14 protein-coding genes and 1 tRNA gene are annotated in these 19569 nt (G+C 60.2%); 5 read left to right on the top strand and 10 right to left on the bottom strand.

The annotated features are described in order from the left end of the window. Positions 1-3: 3 nt before the first annotated feature. Positions 4-3282 (bottom strand): YhdP family protein, encoded by a 3279-nt coding sequence (locus tag DMZ65_RS13800; protein WP_116599470.1) that lies wholly within the window; start codon positions 3280-3282, stop codon positions 4-6. A gap of 84 nt (positions 3283-3366) precedes the next feature. On the opposite strand from DMZ65_RS13800, the gene DMZ65_RS13795 reads away from it, so the two are divergent. From DMZ65_RS13795 to DMZ65_RS13780, 4 genes are all read left to right on the top strand, one after another. Further along, positions 3367-3840 (top strand): peroxiredoxin, encoded by a 474-nt coding sequence (locus tag DMZ65_RS13795; RefSeq protein WP_116599469.1) that lies wholly within the window; start codon positions 3367-3369, stop codon positions 3838-3840. Positions 3841-3906: 66 nt separating this feature from the next. Next, positions 3907-4707 carry a ferritin-like domain-containing protein gene (locus tag DMZ65_RS13790; RefSeq protein WP_116599468.1) on the top strand — a complete coding sequence of 267 codons (801 nt, stop codon included), beginning with the start codon at positions 3907-3909 and terminating at the stop codon, positions 4705-4707. Positions 4708-4904: 197 nt separating this feature from the next. Beyond that, positions 4905-6218 (top strand): M23 family metallopeptidase, encoded by a 1314-nt coding sequence (locus DMZ65_RS13785; RefSeq protein ID WP_116599530.1) that lies wholly within the window; start codon positions 4905-4907, stop codon positions 6216-6218. After that, the gene (locus DMZ65_RS13780) at positions 6208-6729 is read left to right on the top strand and encodes a bactofilin family protein (protein ID WP_116599467.1); all 522 of its coding nucleotides are present in this window, start codon (positions 6208-6210) and stop codon (positions 6727-6729) included. Before DMZ65_RS13785 ends, DMZ65_RS13780 begins: the two co-directional genes overlap by 11 nt. Before the next feature lie 271 nt (positions 6730-7000). On the opposite strand, the gene DMZ65_RS13775 is transcribed toward DMZ65_RS13780, so the two are convergent. The 9 genes from DMZ65_RS13775 to pdxH form a co-directional block, all read right to left on the bottom strand. Beyond that, positions 7001-7693 (bottom strand): endonuclease/exonuclease/phosphatase family protein, encoded by a 693-nt coding sequence (locus DMZ65_RS13775; protein ID WP_116599466.1) that lies wholly within the window; start codon positions 7691-7693, stop codon positions 7001-7003. 55 nt (positions 7694-7748) lie between these two features. Continuing rightward, complete coding sequence (locus DMZ65_RS13770) at positions 7749-9290, bottom strand: phospholipase D family protein (protein WP_116599465.1); 1542 nt, start codon at positions 9288-9290, stop codon at positions 7749-7751. Further along, positions 9287-10327, bottom strand: coding sequence for an FUSC family protein (locus DMZ65_RS13765; protein WP_116599464.1), 1041 nt, complete (start codon positions 10325-10327; stop codon positions 9287-9289). Before DMZ65_RS13765 ends, DMZ65_RS13770 begins: the two co-directional genes overlap by 4 nt. Positions 10328-10335: 8 nt before the next feature. Then, positions 10336-11427 (bottom strand): HlyD family secretion protein, encoded by a 1092-nt coding sequence (locus tag DMZ65_RS13760; protein WP_116599529.1) that lies wholly within the window; start codon positions 11425-11427, stop codon positions 10336-10338. A 926-nt stretch (positions 11428-12353) separates the two neighbouring features. Continuing rightward, positions 12354-16025, bottom strand: a complete 3672-nt coding sequence (locus tag DMZ65_RS13755; RefSeq protein WP_116599528.1) for a vitamin B12-dependent ribonucleotide reductase — start codon at positions 16023-16025, stop codon at positions 12354-12356. A 715-nt stretch (positions 16026-16740) separates the two neighbouring features. Next, a tRNA-Pro gene (locus DMZ65_RS13750) sits at positions 16741-16817 on the bottom strand. A gap of 74 nt (positions 16818-16891) precedes the next feature. Then, entirely contained in the window at positions 16892-17362 is a 471-nt protein-coding gene (locus tag DMZ65_RS13745; RefSeq protein WP_116599463.1) for a DUF192 domain-containing protein, read from the bottom strand. Continuing rightward, a complete protein-coding gene (locus DMZ65_RS13740; protein WP_232824993.1) occupies positions 17344-17877 on the bottom strand; it encodes a cold-shock protein in 534 nt (177 codons plus the stop codon). The genes DMZ65_RS13745 and DMZ65_RS13740 overlap by 19 nt, the downstream gene beginning before the upstream one ends. Positions 17878-18013: 136 nt before the next feature. Further along, a complete protein-coding gene (gene pdxH, locus DMZ65_RS13735) occupies positions 18014-18619 on the bottom strand; it encodes a pyridoxamine 5'-phosphate oxidase (RefSeq protein WP_116599527.1) in 606 nt (201 codons plus the stop codon). 140 nt (positions 18620-18759) lie between these two features. Here pdxH and fabI point away from each other — a divergent pair, with 140 nt between their 5' ends. Next, entirely contained in the window at positions 18760-19566 is an 807-nt protein-coding gene (fabI, locus tag DMZ65_RS13730) for an enoyl-ACP reductase FabI (RefSeq protein ID WP_116599461.1), read from the top strand. Positions 19567-19569 lie beyond the last annotated feature (3 nt).

The following is a 19569-nucleotide window of genomic DNA, read 5'->3' as shown; positions in this document are numbered from 1 at the left end:
GCATCACTGGGTGGTCGGCGGTGGCCTGCGAAAAATCTCGCGGAACATGCCGGGCGTCAGAATCGATAGCGGGTTCACGCCGACCTGTGGCGTATCCGACGTGCCCTTGATGGTAAAGTTGAACCCGATCAGCCCCTCGCCCTTGCGGGTGAACAGCGACCCTATTCCGTTGAGGATATAAATCGGAGAGATCACCCCCTGAAAATCCATCGCCTTGCTGGCCAGCGTGTAATAGCCGTCCAGCGACAGGCCCATGGACGGACCAACAGCGCTGGATTGCGACAGGATCACCTGCGCAGGCGTCAGCCGGAACTTCGCGTCGACATCCGTAAAGTAGATGCCGGGCCCGTTCATCTGGTCCAGCAGCCCGACGACGCTGATCCCGTCAAGAAGGGCTGCCAACGCATTGCCACTGCGCAATCGCGGATTGGTCACTTTCAGTATCCCGTCAAACGTGCCGGTCTGGCCGGTCGGGCGCAGGGTCAGATCCATCTCGCCGCCGGCGACGTTTTTCAGCAGCCCCGCCGCCGCGAACACCTTGCCCGCCTCTTGCGACTGGATGCGGTAGGCACTGCCCCCGCCCCGTTGCGGCGACACGACGCCCGCAATATCCGGACCGCCATTGATGCGCGCGGTAAACCTGCCATTCAGCCCGCCCCCGCTGGTGAACGTTCCCCGGAACGGTTGCAACGCAATCCCGTCAGAGATCTGCAAACGGTCAAGCGCCAGAGTGATCGGTCCGGTGCTGCCCCCACCGCCACCTGATCCGCCACCGATACTTGCCTTGCGCATATCGACGGTTCCACCTTGCAACGTGATCGCAAGCGGCACCCCGGCACCGCGCCCGGTCAGCACGACAGGCGCATCCAGCCAACCGCCCAGCTGCACTCGGTTCAGCGCAATTCTGTCAAGGCTGCCATTGGCATTCAGCCGCACGTCGCCAGCGGCGTTCAGGCCCGCCCCCGATAGGCTGAGCCGGTCGATCTGAACAGGTTGCGAAAGGCGGCCAGCAACCTCCAGCTTGCCGGTCTGGCGCTGGCTCAGCCCCCATTTCAGCGCATCAAGCCGCACCCCCAGCCCCGCCAGATTTGACGACAGGGAAAACTCTGGCGCGCGGTCCTTTTCAAGCGTCAGTGCCAGATCTGCCTGCGCCTTGCCCGACAACATCCCGCGCGGCAGCGCGATGCCGAACGCGTCCGCGAAAGCCTGCCCCAGTTCCAGCTTTCCAGTCAGTTTGCTGGCCGCGCCGGGCTGGCCCAAGGGCATGGCCCATGTGCCATTGAACGGCACGGCACCAAGCCGCGCGGGTCCGCTGATGCTAACGCTCTCCTGAGTGGCCTCTACCTTCAGTTGCGACGCGCGCAGGGTGCGGCCGGGGATCAGCTTGTCACTTTGCACATCAGTCAGATCCGCGTCGAAACGGAAGGTCATGTCGGGCAGCTTCACGCCTTTGCGCAATGGCCGTTCCATCCATCCCGTCACAGTCGCGCGCCCCTCGGCCACATCGACGGGCCGTTTGGCGCGATCCATCACCGATAGCGGTTCGCGGTTCAGAAAGGCCAGCGCCGCCGGAATCCGGCCCGTTGCGTTCAACTCCAACCTGCCGGTGGCGGGGCGCTGGGTTATGTCCGGAATGGTGAAGGTAGAACCTGAAATATCCAGCGGCTGCCCTTCGCTTGCCGCGACCTGCCCCTTGTCAACGGTCGCGATCAACCGCTTGCCATTGATGACAAACTGCCCCGACCCGCCGGTGACTGGCGGCAGGGTCCGCGCGTATTGCACCTGCGCCTCCTCGAATTCGGCACCCAGATAGGTCGCGGGTGGCTTTCCGGGTTCGACGCGCAGCGCGAATTGGACATTCTGCAAAACCCCGCCCTGCACATTCTCGCGCACCCATTTGCGGGTCTTGGGCACGACATGCGGCGGCCAAAGCTCTTCCACACGGGCGGGTGCTACCTTGGCCACGCGCGCATCCAGCGCCAGGTGCCAGCCCTCTTGCCCCGCCGCGGCCTCTCCCGAAATCCGCAGCGGTAGGTCTTCATCCACCAGCCGCATCCGTCCCAGCGAAAACCGGAACGGGTCCAGCTCCAGCTGGAAATCAGCCTCGGCCCCTCTCAGGGCAAGATCCGTTTCAAAAAAATCGCCGGGATTGGTGCGGATGTCGGAGACACGGAACTGCCCCAGCATCGCCCTGGGCCAGCCGTTTTGCAGACCCGTCAAGGTCGCGCGGCCCTCGGCCAGCGCCTGCCCCCAGTCGGACTTGACCGAAATCTCGTCGAAAACCAGCGTCTCGGTATCGGGGTGATAGGTGAAATAGGTGCGCGCCCCCGTGAAGGGAACCGGGCTGGTCTGATCGGTGGGTTGCAGCACACCTTCGCCGATCGCCAGCGTCGCGTTCAGCGGACCAAGGCTGCCATCGGCAAACATCTGCGCGCGCATCGCCCCCGAGATTGGGGCCCTCAGCCCCTTGAGCCAGGCCAGCGCCGGGCCTTGCGTGGCAATATCGCGTGACGGCATATCCGCGAGCGTCACACCGAAGACCAGCCCCGGATCCCCCAGGGCACTTTCGGCGTTGAGCGCGATCGTGGCCACATTTGTCCCGCCGCCCAGAACCGCGAAATCGCCGCGCAGGGACAGCGAGCGGTCCCCGCGTGTCAGCGCAAGCCGCCCACCATCGGCGGTCCAGCCGCGACGGGCGCGGGCATCCTCATAACGCAGCGTCAAACCGTTGGCCGTGATCTCCTCCAACGCATCAAGGCGGGGATTGGCCAGTGCGGTGTCCACCGCCGTGATGATTGCGGGCAGGTCCGGGCCCTGTCCTTCGGGTGCCAGAGAATCCCCGAAAGACAGGCCGAAACGCCCGTCTCGATCACGGCGCATGGTGACAAAAGCCCCGGCAAGCGTGACCGACTTCAGCTTCGGCTCGCCGCGCAGCAAGGCCGCGCGTGACAGCACAATCTCGATATCGCTGAGCGAGGCAAGGTCGCGCCCGTCAATTGTGCCGATATCCACGTCATAAAGCGACAGTCTGGGCGCGCCGTTACGTTCGATCAGAAACGTGACCTCGCCGAAAGTCACCGCAAGACCGGGAACGGTCTGCCCGATGCGCTGCTCTATCCGGTCGCGCAGCCAGTCCGGCGCGGCAATGGGCCGCCCCACGACGTAGAGCGCCCCTGCCCCTGCAAGCGCGCCCAGCAACAGCACCACCACCAGCAGCCAACCTGCAAGATGCAGTCCGCGTCGCGATCTTGCAGTCTGTTCAGGTCTTTCTGCGTTGCTCACTGGACATGGTGCCTTTCGCGATTACGCTTGTCGCGTCGAGTTTGATATGAAACCTCTGACCCTGCAAAGGATAAGGAGCCGCAAATGTCCACAGATTCCGACCAAGCTGCCGAGATGGCACCGGATTTCACCCTGCCACGCGACGGCGGTGACGAGATGACCCTATCGGCCCTGCGGCCCGCCCCGGTGGTGCTGTTCTTTTACCCGCGTGATGATACGTCCGGCTGCACGAAAGAAGCCATCGGCTTTTCGGGTCTTCTGCCGGAATTTGCCACTTTGGGCGTGCGCCTCTACGGCATCTCAAAGGACAGCGTGGCCAAACATAAAAAATTCGTGGCCAAGCACGGGCTGACCGTACCGCTTCTGTCAGACGAAAACGGCGATACCTGCGAACGCTACGGCGTGTGGAAAGAGAAATCCATGTATGGCAAGACATTCATGGGGATAGAACGCTCGACCTTCCTGATCGACGGCGACGGACGCATCGCGCGTGAATGGCGCAAGGTGAAAGTCCCCGGCCATGCAGAAGAGGTTCTGGCGGCTGCGAAAGACCTGTAGCGGCACCTCACACATCCCTTGCGACGAGATGTGACCCATGATTGCCCACAAAGGAACAGAGTGCCGATGTTAAGCTTGAGCGAGATGGCAGTGGACGTGCTGACCACGTCGGACGGCCGTGAGAAAACCGCCAGATCGCGCCGTCACGCGGCGGACTGGTTCGCCGCCCGCGAAGCAGGTGAGTCGCCGGAAATCGGACGTGCGGTGCCGCCGATGCAACCGTCGCGCCCCGCCCGGCCAGAGCTTCTTGACCCCAGACAGATGCCAAAGCGCAAACCCGGCACGCCGCAGGGCCGCATCGCGATGCTGCACGCTGTCGCGCATATCGAGTTGAACGCAGTGGATCTGCACTGGGACATCATCGCGCGTTTCGCGGATATTCCGATGCCGGTTGGCTACTATGATGACTGGGTCAAGGCGGCGGACGAAGAATCAAAACATTTCAATCTGATGTGCGACTGTCTTGAAGATGTGGGCAGCCATTACGGTGCCCTGCCCGCCCATGCCGGGATGTGGCGCGCCGCAGAAGATACAGCCGAGGACTTCATGGGCCGCCTTGCGGTTGTGCCAATGGTTCTGGAGGCGCGCGGACTGGACGTGACCCCCGGCATGATCGCGCTGTTCACCAAGGCGGGCGATGCGCAGGCGGTGGCGGCGCTTGAAACGATCTACGCCGAAGAGGTCCATCACGTCGCGTACGGCTCCAAATGGTTTCACTTTCTGTGCGGACGCCATGAAATGGACCCGAAACTGGCATTCCACGATCTTGTTGGCCGGTATTTCCATAGCTCTTTGAAGCCGCCATTCAACGAGGAAAAGCGTGCCGAAGCGGGGTTGCCCCCGGATTTCTACTGGCCGCTGACCTGACGATCGCCGGGCAACTCGGATCGCAAACCATTCTAGATCGGCGGTTTTTTGCCGCTTTCAACAAAAACGCCACCTTGCGACGAATCGACTAACCCAAAACCGTTGCGAAAATACCAACGTCTGGATAAGCCATCAGCCAAGGTGCGCGGTCTCAGTTGACCTAAGTGCCATAAACGGGGTTGGACAAGGACGGACAGGTGAGAACGCGACTCGCGATCAAGACACATGCGCTACTTGAGCGCTTCTTCCCGGAACGCCGACTCTTTCTGAGGTCTGAAACCGATACCCGGTTCATTCGTCTCAAGCCCGGCACGCAAGCGCTCGCCTTTACCGGGAGCGCGGTTATCGTCGGTTGGGCGATCATCGCAACAGCCATCGTGCTGATGGACTCCATCGGCTCCGGCAATTTCCGCGAGCAGGCCATTCGCGATCAGGCGACCTATCAGCAGCGCCTCAACACCCTGTCCACCGAACGCGACATCCGCGCCGAAGAGGCGTTGGCCGCGCAGGAACGCTTCAACACCGCGCTGGCGCAGGTGTCCGTGATGCAGTCACAATTGTTGCAATCCGAAACCCGCCGCAGCGAGTTGGAAGCCGGCATCGAGGTCATTCAGGCGACGCTTCGCGACACGATGACCCAGCGCAAGGACATCACCCGCAAGCTTGCCGCCATCGAGGCCCAGCTTGCCGATGGCGACGTGCAATTGGCGCAAGGCGACCACAGCACCGACGACACCATGGATTTCATGGCCGAAGCACTGGAACGCACAGCGATCGAGCGTGACCAGATCCTCGCCGATGCGCAGCACGCTCTGACCCAGGCCGACGCCATGGCCAGCGAAATCCGCATGATGGAAGATGAAAACGACCGCATCTTCCGCCAGCTTGAAGAGGCCATGACCGTCTCGGTCAAACCGCTCGACAAGATGTTCACCGCCGCGGGTATGGACCCGGACCGTATCCTGTCTCAGGTCCGCAAGGGCTATTCCGGCCAGGGTGGTCCGCTGACGCCGCTCAGCCTGTCGACACGCGGCGAAGGTCCGTCCGGTGATGCGATGCGCGCCAACAGCATCCTTGGCCAGATGGACCGGCTGAACCTGTATCGAATCGCCGCCCAGAAAGCACCGTTTGCCAGCCCGCTGAAGGATTCGTTTCGCTTCACCAGCGGCTTCGGTTACCGTTGGGGTCGTCTGCACGCCGGCACCGACTTTGCAGCGCCACACGGCACCCCGATCTATTCCACGGCAGATGGCGTGGTTATCCATGCGGGATGGCAGTCGGGCTACGGCAATCTAGTGAAAATCCAGCACGAATTCGGCATTGAAACCCGCTACGCGCATATGTCCAAGATTCGCGTGAAGAAGGGGCAAAGGGTCTCGCGCGGCAGTCGCATTGGTGATATGGGCAATACTGGACGCTCGACCGGGACCCATCTACATTATGAGGTCCGAGTCGGCGGCAACGCTGTCAATCCTATGACCTATATCAAGGCTGCAAACGATGTTTTCTAAGAGCAAGATCAACGAGCCCGGGCCGAAAGCCGACGATGCGCCGAAATCGGCAACCGCCGATGCCTCGTCCTCCGCTCCCCGTCCGCAATCTGATTTTCAAGCCTCGACGCCCAAGGCCAAGCCGCCTGCGTCGGTGCTTAGCCCCGATCTTCACATCTCCGGCAACGTCAAGACGACTGGCGATATCCAGATCGAAGGCACCGTCGAAGGCGACATTCGCGCCCATCTGCTGACCATCGGCGAAAGCGCAACCGTCAAAGGCGAAGTGATGGCGGATGACGTCGTGATCAATGGCCGCATCGTTGGCCGTGTGCGCGGCTTGAAGGTTCGTCTGACCGCGACCGCGCGGGTCGAGGGTGACATCATCCACAAGACCATCGCAATAGAAAGCGGTGCGCATTTCGAAGGTTCCGTGCAGCGTCAGGATGATCCCTTGGCAACCAAGGGTGCCGCAGCGCCACGCGCAGCCGCACAGCAGCCTCAACAACAGTCTGCTCCGCAAAAAGGCTAAGCCTTTGCGCTCGCCATTCTGACAAGGCCGCCCCTAAGGCGGCCTTTTTGCGTTGAGGCCCCTTCCCGTTTGTCGGACCCGCAGCCGGTTGCAGAAATTGGTTTTAACAATGTCAGGCTTTCAGCGCCCGACAAATGCTACGCCGAGTACAGCCCGCCCCCTTCAGGGCGTTTCTGCAAAAACCGTCGCAATTTCAAAACGCGATTTCACCAGTCGGTTGCGTCGTCGCGGTTTTCGTCGGCGGCCTTGCACCAACGCGCCCTGCAACGCCCTACGTCTCGACCAGAAGCCGAATTGGAAGGTGATCCGATGCGCGCAGGCTTTCCCCCTTGTGTGGAACATCCGCGACGGGATCGCCATTACCCGGTCCGACCAGAAACCGGTCGAACCGCAGCGTGGGACGCGCGGCATGGAATGTTGCGCTTGGTGCCAATGTTCTCCAGCCGTCCGGCAAACCGAAAGCCTCGTCGGACCTTCTCCATTCATTCAGGTCGCCTCCCAGAACGATCCGCCCGCCGATACGCTCTGCCGCTTCAATGACGTTTGCGATCTGGCGTCGGCGGTCGGCATGGCGCAGGCCAAGATGCAGCCCGCCAACCGTCACGGCCCCGAACGATCCCTCAATGCGGGCGAGCAGCGCGCCGCGCGGCTCCAGACCGGGCAGATCGACCGGCTCGATTCGAGTTGCAATAAAATCGCTCCGCAACAGTATGGCGTTGCCGTGATGACCGATCGAAGGTGTCCTGGGATCGGCGTTCAAAGCCGTCCATCCGGCCTTTGCCACCTGATCCAGTGGCAGCGCCGGATGGCGGGGTGCCAACCGTTTATCCGCTTCCTGAAGCAATATGATGTCCGGCTTCATGGAAGACAGCACTCGCAATACTCGGGCCGGATCACGCCGCCAGTCCAGACCTACGGCTTTACGGATATTCCAGCTTACGATGCAAAGGGGACGCCCGCTCATCCGGTGCGCCAGCCTTCAAGCGCCCCGCTCCCGGAGGGTTTGCCCGATGGATCCGTCAAAGCAGCCACTCGATCGGCAGCCACCCAATCACGGTCAGCGCGGCACGTTTGAGAAACGTCGTCCCCGGTTCATCCGTCACTGTCGAGCCATCTTCGGGATCGATCCAGACCAGATCGTTATCCTTGCGCTCGACCCGCCATGCGAGGCCCCGTAAATCGTTGTCAAAAGCACCGTGCAATCCTTGCGCCAACAGTTCGCTGTCAATCAAAAGCCCCATTTCGGTATTGAGCGTGGTCGAGCGTGGATCGAAGTTGAAGGAACCAACAAAGATGCGTTTCCCGTCCACGGCAAAGGTCTTGGCGTGGAGACTGGCACCGGACGACCCGAACGGGCCCAGGCGATCTATTGGCGCATCAACCGCTGCCTGTTGGCGCAGCTCATAGAGGACGACTCCGGCTTTCAGCATATCTTCGCGGTGCTTGGCATAACCCGCATGGACCGGAAGCACATCCGTCGCCTCCAGCGAATTGGTCAGCATCCGCACCACAACCCCATGGCGTGCAAGTGTCGCAAAGGCATTGACCCCTGCCTTTCCGGGGACAAAATAGGGCGAAATACCGTCGAAACTGCTTTCAATTTCGCCCACGGCCTTTCTAAGCCGCGACGCCAGCAGGTCTTCACGCGGAACAGCCCCTTCCCCCTTCACCGGATCGTCGCTGACCAGCATGGAGTTGGTCCACTCCACCCCCATTTCCCCTGCCGCGAGCGCGGCCACGATGTCCGAAGATTTCAGCAGGGCACGGTATTCCGCCATTTGCGGGTCTGCCTGATACGAGGCGAGACGATCGGCAACCGGGTCTGCATCCTGCGGTGCGCCGACAATCGGACCGACAGGATGCGTGGAAGGCGCGGCCCAGTACTTATCGAAATCGGCAGACACTTCGGGAACGATTGCCCCTACGGCAAGAACATCCAGATCGACATAAAGCGCTGTAGACCCGGTAGAGAAATATTCGTCGCCGATATTGCGCCCGCCCAGAACGGTGGCGCGTCCATCCACGGTGAAGGATTTGTTGTGCATCCGCCGATTCAGCCGAAAAAAATCGAACCCGTAAGACAGCAGCTTGAAATGGCGCAGGTTGAACGGGTTCCACAGCCGGACCTCGATCATGGGATGGGCATTCATCTTTGCCAGTTCCGGGTCCAGCCCGCCAGTGCCATTGTCATCCAGAAGCAGCCGAACCCGCACGCCTCTGTCGGCGGCGCGCACCAGCGCATCAAGCAGCAAAGTTCCGGTCAGATCGCCATGCCAGATGTAATATTGCGCGTCTATGGACGACACCGCCGCATCGGCAAGGATCATCCGCGCGGCAAATGCGTCGGCACCGTTTTGCAGCGGCGCAACGCCGGTCAAGCCTGCATTGGCAGCCTCACGCTCGATCAAAGCGTCGGCCAGTGGGCCATCCACTGCTGGCTTCAGTGCCGTCGTATCGGTCCGGTCCTCCACCGTCGGCACGGTAAAGACCATGCGGGCGATCAGAACGACAACGCCCACAAAGACCAACAGGCTCACAAGAAGTTTTATCATATATATCATGTGCCAGTGACCCCCTGAGCCTCATGTTCCGCAGACCTGCGCCAGCCGGTCATTGCGTCCAGAAGCGCCACGGTGAAGGCAGCCACGAATGCGCCGGTCAATGTCAGGACAATCCGCGTAAACGTTGCATAGGCGGGGTCCTGTGTGCTGAGCGCCCCGGCGATCAGGGCCAGCGCGACGGAGAAGGCATATTGATAGACCATGCTTGGCCGTGTGCCGTTCAGCATCTTCTGGCCCAGCCATAATCCGCTGAGAAAAATCAGGCCCAGCAGGATCGGCAGGTTTGGCGACAGGGTGAAAAGCGCCAGCACGCCGACAGCAATCGCCCCGCCGTAGAACGTGGCCCGCACACGCTGCCGCGCCTCATGGAACACAGCGTTGCGCGTCGGGAATACCAGAACCATGGCCGCGACCACGGCCATCATCATATCCGAAGGTTGCATCACGGCGTATAACCAGAAGCTCAGCCCCAGCAATACCGTCGCGCGGATCGCCGCCCCAAGGGTCGTGTTTCCGCCGCCGGGTTTCGGGTCGTCCACCTGTTTTTCGCGGGTGCGGGGTGGTAACAACAGATAGACCAGAGGGCCAACCACCAATGCCACCAGCGAGGCCTGCACAAACCCGTCGCGCAGAAACTCGACCGTTGCATTGCCATGCATCCCCATCACGGACATCAGCACGGCCACGACAACGATCAGCATGCCTGCCTGCGCACCGGACCGCAGGATCAACAGAAAGCCCGAGAAATACACAAGCCACATGGCCCCGACATAGACCAAGGGCATGGGCCGCAGCCATTCAACAAACCATGTCATGATCCAGGGCAGCACGATCATCGCAACCACGCCGCCGATGGCCTTGCCCGGATCAAAGGCACGGCGTTGTGACGCAATCAGACCGACCGGCAGGGCCGCGATGATCGGAGGCAGCGCCGGATTTAGGATCGGGATCGCAAGATATGCCAACGCGCCCATCAGCCCAAGGCGAATGCCATAAAGCGGATCTTCTATCGGGTCGGGGCGAGGTGTGACATACATTGGCGCGTTCAGTGCAGATAGCTGAACCAGGACCGCAGACGCTGCATGCCCCTTGCGATCAAGGCAATCGGACCGGTGTCGCTTTGCGCGAAAACCACCGCATGGACCTTGCCCCCCACCCGCGCGGCGCGGGGCCAGTTTTCCATGCCACCATCAATCTCTATCCGGACGGGAATACGTCTGGCCGGTTCGAACCAACGGTTCGAGGGTTGATTGACCACAAGACCACCCTGAACGTTGCGCCCCGGATTGATCCCCCAGGCAACGCTTTGAACGCGGCCCTCAAAGATCCGCCCTGGCAGCGCATCGAAAAGCAGATGCGCCGAATCGCCGGCACCGATGCCCTGCAACTGGTTCTCGCGCAGGTCCACCGTGATCCAGGCGGCCTCGGCATCTATGAAGGTCAGCGCGGGATTGCCCGCCCCGATGAATTGCCCCTCCGACAGGGTGACATTCGTCACCACACCCAGATGCGGTGCGGTCACGGTGGTGGAGGCAAGATCGTATTGCGCCTTTTCCAACTGCGCCTCTGCCGCAAGAATAGCGGGATTGTCCTTGCCTTGCGGTCCCAGCTTGGCCCGTGCGCTTTCCAGATTTGCCTCGGCGGTTTGCAGCGCGGCCTCTGCCTGCGCGACACCGGCGCGGGCCTGATCGCCCTGTGCTGTCGCCGCGATTCCACGCTCTTCCAGTCGAAAGGTTCGCTCGGCCTCTGCGCGTGTGTTGTCCAGCGCCGAACGGGCCTGAGTGACGGCAGCCTGTGCCGCCACCAGAGATGCGCCAGAGGCGTTGACGTTCTGAAGCGCGGTTTCCAGATTGGCCTCTGCCTGCCTGACCGCCAGTTCGAACGGACGCGAATCGATAGAAAACAGCGGATCGCCCGCCTGAACGATGGCATCGTCATCGACAAGCACATCGGTCACTTCGCCCGACACCCGCGGCGCGATTTGCACGACATAGGCGGAAACAATACCGCGAGACGAGGACGGTGCCATGCGATCCGCCAAAGCGTAAAGGACAACCATCACAATCAGGAGCAGCACCACCAGGATCGCCACTTTCGAGGCTGGCTTCCCGGCGGGTTCTGTCGTGCTATCAGTCATTTCCAGCCTCTTGTTTTCTTCTTCACGCGTCTCAGCGCGTCTCTCGCTTGCGTAGTGTCGGCGAACAGTGATCGTCTCGCCGACTGCGGTTTTCAGCTCCAAAGCACCCGTATCATGCACAGAATACCCGTTCACCTGAGATAATAAACCCAAGACGTTCTGCGATCACACAACCGATCCCCGCGCCGCCACAGCCACAGCCACAGCCACATCATCGTTCAGTTGGATGCTCTTTGCGTCAAACATGATCCGCATCCTCAACTATTGCCGGTGACATTGCTACCGACCCGGTTTCATAACCCGGCGTTCAGGATGATTGCCTGCTTCTGACAGGCCCTGATGTGGATGCAATTCCTGACGCCCCCATCGTCACGCATATCTGGCAACGATCTGGGGGGACGAGATCGCGTATTCAAGAATAGCAATCAAGAACGGTCAAGATACACCAGGATTTGACCAACCAACCATTCCTGAAATCTGCATCGCTGGGTCAGGTTCGAAAACGTGAAAGACGGAACAGCATCCTTGAAACACAGCCGAAACCAGACGAGCGCGACGCGTGTGATGACATTCAGGACGGATGTCGACCGGCGCTGGTTTCAGGCAGACGGGACAGAAGACCGAACGACATAAAAACGCCCGGTGGACGTTTATCATTTCGCAGCGCCCTGCAAGCAACATGTCACGACGGTTGATCTCTGCCCAATTACGACATTCGACTCGTGGATAGTCGCCACCGATGGATTGAAAAAAGGGTGCCGCGCGGGCACCCCTTAGGTTCTCTGGAACAGGCTCGGTTGGTTCACCGCTCGGTTTGCTTTCTACCTGCGGCCTGTCCAGAGCACAGAGCAGGCGCAGCTGCTCTGTGTCTCTCTGTTTCAATCTCGGACTGACCCGGAAGCCGGATCAGCCCGCACCAATTCTTATCAGCTACAGCCCGACGTACCGCCGCAGGTGTTGCACTTCATGCAGGTGCCGTTGCGGACCAGCGTGTAGTTGCCGCATTCGCCGCAAGCCTCGCCCTCGTAGCCCTGCATTTTTGCCTTCACGCGCTGGTCCATCCCGACCGTGCCGGAGGACACAGCAGTAGAGCCACCGCCGCCGCCGCCAGCCATTGCGGCCACTTCGGGCACCAATGCTTCGACTGCCCCGGACGTATCGAGCCCGGAAAGAGAGGCACCGCCCTGCAACACCACCAGTTCCTGCGGCAAACGCTTGCGCAAGTAGCCGGTCGAGCTGATCTGTTTCAGCACTTCCAGCGAACGCGACGCTGCGGTTTCCGACATCTCCTTGATGTTGGACACGCCTTCCTCTTCGCCGCGTCCCAGATCATCAAAGGACGCACCTTCGGGTTTGACATGCGCCAGATCGGTACGGTCCAGATAGGACACGGCCAGTTCGCGGAAGATGTAATCCAGGATCGAGGTTGCGTTTTTGATGCTGTCATTGCCTTGCACCATGCCCGCCGGTTCGAACTTGGTGAAGGTGAAGGCATCGACGAACTCTTCCAGCGGCACACCGTATTGCAGGCCCACGGACACGGCGATGGCGAAGTTGTTCATCATCGCGCGGAAGCCCGCCCCTTCCTTGTGCATGTCGATGAAGATTTCGCCCAGCGTACCGTCGGTATGTTCGCCGGTGCGCAGATAGACCTTGTGACCGCCGATAATCGCCTTCTGGGTATAGCCCTTGCGCCGGTCGGGCAGTTTGGCGCGTTGCTGCTGCGCAACCTCCTTGATGATGATCTTTTCAACGATCTTTTCGGCCAGAACCGTTGCCTTCTCGTGCTGGGATCCGCTTTCCAGAACGTCCTGTGCGTCCTCGTCATCCTCGACCAGCGCCGATGCCAGCGGTTGGCTTAGCTTGGACCCGTCACGATACAGCGCGTTGGCCTTCACACCCAGCGACCAGCTCAGCTCATACGCCTTCTGGCAATCCTCGATGGTTGCATCATTGGGCATGTTGATCGTCTTGGAGATCGCGCCCGAGATGAAGCTTTGCGCCGCCGCCATCATGTAGATGTGGCTGTCCACCGACAGGAAACGCTTGCCCTTCTTGCCGCAGGCATTGGCGCAATCGAAGACCGCGTAATGTTCCTTGCGCAGGAATGGCGCGCCTTCCAGCGTCATCGTCCCGCAGACATGATCGTTTGCCGCGTCAATGTCGGCGCGTGTGAAGCCCAGATGCCGCAGCAGATCGAAGGTCGGATCGGTCAGCTTTTCAGCCGGGATGCCCAGCGTTTCGCGACAGAACTCTTCGCCCAGTGTCCACTGGTTGAACACGAACCGGATGTCAAAGGCTGCGGCCAGCGCGCTTTCGACCTTCTGGATCTCGGTCTCACCAAAGCCGTGGCCGATCAATGCGGTATGGGTGATCCCCGGCGCATTGCCAAGCGACCCGTGACCGACAGCATAGGCCACCATCTCGGCGATCTGGCTGGAGGAATAGCCCAGCTTTTCAAGCGCGGCTGGCACTGACTGGTTGATGATCTTGAAGTAACCGCCACCGGCGAGCTTCTTGAACTTGACCAGGGCAAAGTCCGGCTCGATCCCGGTCGTGTCGCAATCCATCACCAGACCGATGGTCCCTGTGGGCGCGATCACAGACACCTGCGCATTGCGATAGCCGTGCTTTTCACCAAGGCGCAGCGCCTCGTCCCAGCTGGATTGCGCCAACTCGATCAACGATGCATCGGGGCAATTTGCATGGTCCAGCGCGACAGGTTTGGTCGCAAGCGCCTCATAGCCCGAGGTCTTGCCGTAAGCCGCGTTGCGGTGGTTGCGGATGACCCGCAGCATGTGATCGGCATTCCGTTTGTAGCCGGCGAAGGCACCCAGCTCACCCGCGATCTCGGCGCTGGTCGCATAGGACACGCCGGTCATGATCGCAGTCAGCGCGCCGCACAGCGCGCGGCCCTCGTCTGAATCGTAGCCCAGCCCCATGTTCATCAGCAGACCGCCGATATTGGCATAGCCCAGCCCCAGCGTGCGGAAGTCATAGGACAGTTGCGCGATTTCCTTGGACGGGAACTGCGCCATCATCACCGAGATTTCCAGCGTCAGCGTCCACAGACGTGTCGCGTGCATGTATTCCTCGGACTGGAACACGCCGTCCTTGAGGAAGGTCAGCAGGTTCATCGACGCCAGGTTGCAGGCCGTGTCGTCCAGGAACATGTATTCGGAACACGGGTTCGACCCGCGGATCGCGCCGTCTTCGGGGCAGGTATGCCAGTCGTTGACGGTGTCGTGATACTGGATGCCCGGATCTGCGCAGGCCCAGGCCGCATGCCCGATGTCTTCCCACAAGGCGCGCGCCTTGACGGTTTTCGCGACCGAACCATCCGTGCGGCGGATCAATTCCCAGTCGGCATCGTTCTTGACGGCCGTCAGGAAGGCATCCGTGACCCGCACGGAGTTATTGGAATTCTGTCCGGAAACAGAGGCGTAGGCTTCGCTGTCCCAATCGGTGTCATAGGTCGGAAACTCGATTGAAGCGTAGCCCTGCCGCGCATAATCCAGAACGCGTTTGATATAGGTCTCGGGGATCGAGACCTTCTTTGCGGCGCGCACGGCGGCCTTCAGCGCATCGTTGACCTTGGGATCGTAGGCGTCGGCCTCGTTCGCCTGCTCACCGTCCCATGCCTTGATCGCGGCGAACAGATTGTTCAGCATCTGCTCGTGCATCTTCGATCCGGCAACGATGCTGGCGACCTTCTGTTCTTCCTTGACCTTCCAGTTCACGAATTCTTCGACATCGGGGTGGTCGGCATCGCAGATCACCATCTTGGCGGCGCGGCGCGTGGTGCCACCCGATTTGATCGCACCCGCAGCGCGGTCACCGATTTTCAGAAAGCCCATCAGGCCGGACGATTTACCGCCACCCGACAGCGGCTCTTGCGCGGCGCGCAGCGAGGAAAAATTGGTGCCCGTGCCGGAACCGTATTTGAACAGGCGCGCCTCACGCACCCAAAGGTCCATGATGCCGCCTTCGCTGACCAGATCATCCTTGACCGACTGGATGAAGCACGCATGGGGCTGCGGATGCTCATAGGCGGAGGTGGACTTGGTCAGATCGCCGGTTTCGTGGTCAACATAGTAATGGCCCTGGCCCGGCCCGTCGATGCCGTAGGCCCAATGCAGGCCGGTGTTGAACCATTGCGGGCTGTTCGGGGCAGCGCGCTGCGTGGCCAGCATGTGGCGCATTTCGTCGTAATAGGCCTGGGCGTCGGCCTCGGTGGTGAAATAGCCACCCTTCCAGCCCCAATAGGCCCAGGCACCCGCCAAACGGTCAAATACCTGCTTGGACGAAGTCTCGCCGGTTTTCTCGACGCCGTCCTTGGCCGGAACAGAGCGCCACAGGAACTCGGGCACGCCCTTTTCCTTGACCTTCTTCAGGCGCACAGGAACGCCGGCCTTGCGAAAGTACTTTTGCGCGATCACATCGCTGGCAACCTGGCTCCACTTCGCGGGAACCTCGATCTCGTCGAGATGGAACACAACGGTTCCGTCGGGATTGCGGATCTCCGAGGTCGTGCTGACGAAATCAATGCCTGCATAAGCATCTTGTCCGGCGCGAGTGAATTGTCTTTCGATCTTCATATCAGGCTGCCCCATTTCCAGCGTTTTCATTTTTGCGCCCATTTGCCGGGCACCTGTGCCGTTTTCCGGGTCAGGGGACGGTGAAAACGGCGCGTAATCGAAAACCTGTCGCGCTGTTCGTTTCATGTGTCCCGATAAAGGCGCTTTCGCCTTCTGACCCCGCCTGCCGCCACTACATATTGTGGCTCAACGACTGACCTACACAATCTGACGTATTTAGGCATAGCTCGTCAACGGATTTATTGGCCTTTTCATGGCTTCTTTTGGGTTGACGCATCTTCGCGTCGGACACGACGAGTCGCCCCCAGACATATCCACAGGAAAAGCACCCTCTATAAAGGAACTTATACATTTAATTACAGTCACTTAATGAGTTACACCCATCCATCGTTTAGGTTTTGTTAACGTATAATAATTTAAAATCGCCCCGTGTCGCAGCCGCATAGGCGTGGCGCAAAGAACACGGCTGACCGTCGGAGCAAAGCGGCCATGTCCCCGCCTCAGGACAGGCCTGCATATAGCGATGAAATCGCAACCCTACATATATGTGGTGGTCGTCATGGTCCGCGCAGACAATCAAAAGATGATTACGGTCCCGAAGCGCCGAATCCCAAAGAACCGCCGTTACGCATCTCGTTCGTGACGCTGCACAGAACAAAACGACCGGCCCGGGGCAGGATCACTTCATACGGAATTGCTTGAAAAGCTGGGAAAGTGGTCGGGACGGCAAGATTCGAACTTGCGACCTACGGTACCCAAAACCGTCGCGCTACCAGGCTGCGCTACGCCCCGAACAGCGGCTTCAATAGACGTGACTGCCGCAATTGAAAAGCCCATTCTGACGCATTTCGGCAGGAAGTTGATATTTATCGGTCGCAGCGCCACGCAGCCGCTGCTCCAACTGCCGGATGCTGCATTTGACTGCCCGCTGTGATGCCCATCGCGTCGGCCAGTCCGCCATTGATTTCCAGCACATACTGGATGTTGTCGCCGCCGGGAATCGCGGTCTCGTCCAAAGGCACGGCGTTGGAATGCACTTTTTGCACCACGCCGCTGGCATCCGCAAAAATCATATCCAATGGAATAAGCGTGTTGCGCATCCAGAAAGCAACTGATCGCGGCCTGTCATAGACAAACAGCATGCCCGCGCTTTTGGGCATCTCCGAACGGTGCATCAGGCCTTTCGCACGCTCTTGGCCATCATCGGCAACCTCGACAGAGAACTGCGCGCTGCCCCAGTCACCGCGCAACGATACGCGATCATCACGGCATGCAGCCCCAGCCTGCCCTGCGGCGATCGTAAAAACCAGAGCCAGACCTAAACTGCGGTTTCCCAAGAACAAACCTCCGTCGCCATCAAGCCACGTTTGCCATCGATCATGCGGATTGCCAGCGCCTCGCCCGGCTGAAGGTCGGACAGGCCGGACCGTCTCAGCACCTCGACATGTATAAAGACATCCTCGGGCCGACCAAAGACATTCGCGAAACCAAAGCCTTTCGCCTTGTCGAACCATTTGACCCGCGCGGGCAAAAGTGGCGCATTCGCGATGATTTCCGGATCGATCTCTTCGAAATCGGCAAGCGGCAACCCTTCGGCACCAAGTGGCGGAACGATCTCCAGCACTTCCGTCGCCTGCACACCGCGATCCGTGCGCTGCACGGCGATTTCCACGCGCGCGCCGTCCGCAACGGAGCTTTGCCCGAAGTTGCGAAGCACGTTTGCATGCAGCAGTATGTCCGGACCACCTTCGTCAGCAACAACGAAGCCGAATCCCTTTGCCGGATCGAACCACTTGACCTTCCCCTGCACATGTTCGCCGGGTGCCATATCCATTTCCAAGTTAACAACCATTCCTTGTCCCCACATACGTCTTGCGACACAGGCTTGATCAATGCAACCAAAAACCTAGGATATCCCGCCTAATTGCAGTTCATGTGACACGAACTGCAATCGCTTCAAAGCCTGGCAGAGTTATCGCGAATCCGCGTCAGGGGTTGAGCCGAACGACCTGCCATGCATCCGAGACGTCGTTGCGATGCCAGCGAAACCGATCATGCAGTCGGAACGCTCCGTCGGCCCAGAACTCGATCTCCAGCGGCGTGATGCGGAAGCCGCCCCAGAATGGCGGGCGATCCGGATTGGTGCCTTTGCGGGCAGTCACCTTGGCAACCTCGGCCATCAGGGTTGCACGACTGTCCAGCGGTCGCGATTGCTGCGACGCCCAGGCACCAAGGCGGCTTTTGAGCGAGCGGGATCTATAATAGGCATCGGCTTGTGGCCCCTCCTCACGCGTGACCAGCCCACGCACACGAACCTGCCGGCGCAGGGATTTCCAATGCATGACAAAGGCCGCCTTGCCCGTATCGGTAATCTCACGGGCCTTGGCGCTTTCGTAATTGGTGTAGAAGACAAAGGCCGCCGCCTCGATCTTTTTCAGCAGGACCATGCGGACATTGGGCAGCCCGTTCGCATCCACGGTCGCCAGCGCCATGGCATCCGGATCGTTGATTTCCTGCGTTCGGGCCTCATCGAGCCAGGATTGCGCAATTACAAAAGGGTCGTCTCCGGCGAAGATGCCACTACGGTCGGTCATGAGAGTCCTTTCGGTCGCAAGTTCGGTGTCTGTGAGCAGATCCATGGCACACCAAAGCCGCCATACGCCGCCCGAGGCTTGCCGACAACCCGCCTATCCCCTAAACGGTTTTCCAAGAAGTATCGGGCGAAGGGATCCTTATGTCTAATCAACTAATGGCCGGCAAGCGTGGTTTGATCATGGGATTGGCCAATGACAAATCAATCGCATGGGGCATCGCAAAGGCGCTTGGGGATGCAGGCGCAGAGCTTGCCTTTTCCTATCAGGGCGAAGCACTGAAAAAGCGCGTCGATCCTCTGGCAGCGTCCTTGGGCAGCAATATCGTCCTGCCCTGCGATGTCGGCGACGAGGCCTCGGTGGATGCGCTTTTCGGCGGTTTGCAAGAGCATTGGGACAATATGGACTTCATCGTCCACGCCATCGGCTTTTCCGACAAGACAGAGCTGCGCGGGCGTTATGTGGACACCAGCCGCGACAACTTTGCGATGACGATGGACATCTCCGTCTATTCCTTCACCTCGGTGGTGAAACGCGCCGAGAAGATGATGAAAACCGGCGGGTCTTGCCTGACGCTGACCTATTACGGGGCCGAACGCGTGATGCCGCATTACAATGTCATGGGCGTGGCCAAGGCCGCGCTTGAGGCATCGGTTCGCTATCTGGCCGAAGATCTGGGCAAGGACAACATCCGCGTCAACGCGATCTCTGCCGGCCCGATCAAGACATTGGCGGCGTCGGGCATCGGCGATTTCCGCTATATCATGAAGTGGAACGAATATAACTCGCCGTTGCGCCGCAATGTGACCATTCAGGATGTCGGCAACTCGGCGCTTTATCTGCTGTCCGATCTGGGCGCTGGCGTAACCGGCGAGACGCATCATGTGGATGCCGGCTATCATGTCGTGGGCATGAAGGCCGTGGATGCGCCTGACATCACCAAAGGCTGAGGC

The sequence above is a fragment of the Primorskyibacter marinus genome (assembly GCF_003313245.1).
Taxonomy (GTDB): Bacteria; Pseudomonadota; Alphaproteobacteria; order Rhodobacterales; family Rhodobacteraceae; genus Primorskyibacter; species Primorskyibacter marinus.
Note: the sequence above shows the minus strand (reverse complement) of the source record. Positions and strands in the feature narration are given on the sequence as shown.

Excerpts from the sequence above, each read along its gene's own strand:
- DMZ65_RS13795 (WP_116599469.1), top strand. The coding sequence starts at position 3,367 with ATGTCCACAGATTCCGACCAAGCTGCCGAGATGGCACCGGATTTCACC.
- DMZ65_RS13790 (WP_116599468.1), top strand. The coding sequence starts at position 3,907 with ATGTTAAGCTTGAGCGAGATGGCAGTGGACGTGCTGACCACGTCGGAC.
- DMZ65_RS13780 (WP_116599467.1), top strand. The coding sequence starts at position 6,208 with ATGTTTTCTAAGAGCAAGATCAACGAGCCCGGGCCGAAAGCCGACGAT.
- DMZ65_RS13775 (WP_116599466.1), bottom strand. The coding sequence starts at position 7,693 with ATGAGCGGGCGTCCCCTTTGCATCGTAAGCTGGAATATCCGTAAAGCC.
- DMZ65_RS13770 (WP_116599465.1), bottom strand. The coding sequence starts at position 9,290 with ATGATATATATGATAAAACTTCTTGTGAGCCTGTTGGTCTTTGTGGGC.
- DMZ65_RS13765 (WP_116599464.1), bottom strand. The coding sequence starts at position 10,327 with ATGTATGTCACACCTCGCCCCGACCCGATAGAAGATCCGCTTTATGGC.
- DMZ65_RS13760 (WP_116599529.1), bottom strand. The coding sequence starts at position 11,427 with ATGACTGATAGCACGACAGAACCCGCCGGGAAGCCAGCCTCGAAAGTG.
- DMZ65_RS13755 (WP_116599528.1), bottom strand. The coding sequence starts at position 16,025 with ATGAAGATCGAAAGACAATTCACTCGCGCCGGACAAGATGCTTATGCA.
- DMZ65_RS13740 (WP_232824993.1), bottom strand. The coding sequence starts at position 17,877 with ATGGTTGTTAACTTGGAAATGGATATGGCACCCGGCGAACATGTGCAG.
- pdxH (WP_116599527.1), bottom strand. The coding sequence starts at position 18,619 with ATGACCGACCGTAGTGGCATCTTCGCCGGAGACGACCCTTTTGTAATT.
- fabI (WP_116599461.1), top strand. The coding sequence starts at position 18,760 with ATGTCTAATCAACTAATGGCCGGCAAGCGTGGTTTGATCATGGGATTG.